General features: G+C 31.9%; 1 protein-coding gene. It reads right to left on the bottom strand.

Features of this window, described 5'->3' with window-relative positions; translation table 11 throughout:
• The coding region (locus J5M67_RS28845; protein WP_207888728.1) for a hypothetical protein at window positions 1-213 on the bottom strand (213 nt) is incomplete at its 3' end.
• Window positions 214-433 lie beyond the last annotated feature (220 nt).

Genomic DNA, 433 nt, shown 5'->3' with positions numbered 1-433 from the left:
TTGTTCCGTTTTAGTAATATTAGCTTGCTGCAACAATTCTAACCATGGTTTTGGAAGACCTTCGATTTTTCCAGTTTCAGGATTGTAACCAACATGAACATTGTGTTTCACAGAAAACGGTGCTCCGATATCAGACACTCTTATGTCACCAACAGGACCTTTGTTCTTCTTGTTTGGTTTTCCACCAAAAATTTTGTTGACAAAATGAGACATGATGATTGATTGTTTGTTTATTGGCAATTGGATGATTGATTGTCAAATGAAAATAATACTTTGATTAATAAGGCAATTCGATTTCAATGTCAAATGAAAATGAAAGGCAGCGACGATGACATCAACATAAACAAACTTCAATTACTTGTTGCTCACATTGAAATATCAATAAATTCTTTGCAGATTTAATTGAACAGAATTATAATTGAGTAAATAATAA

The organism is Pseudomonas sp. 30_B (genome assembly GCF_017491605.1).
Classification (GTDB): domain Bacteria; phylum Pseudomonadota; class Gammaproteobacteria; order Pseudomonadales; family Pseudomonadaceae; genus Pseudomonas.
This window is presented reverse-complemented; position numbering and strand designations above follow the sequence as displayed.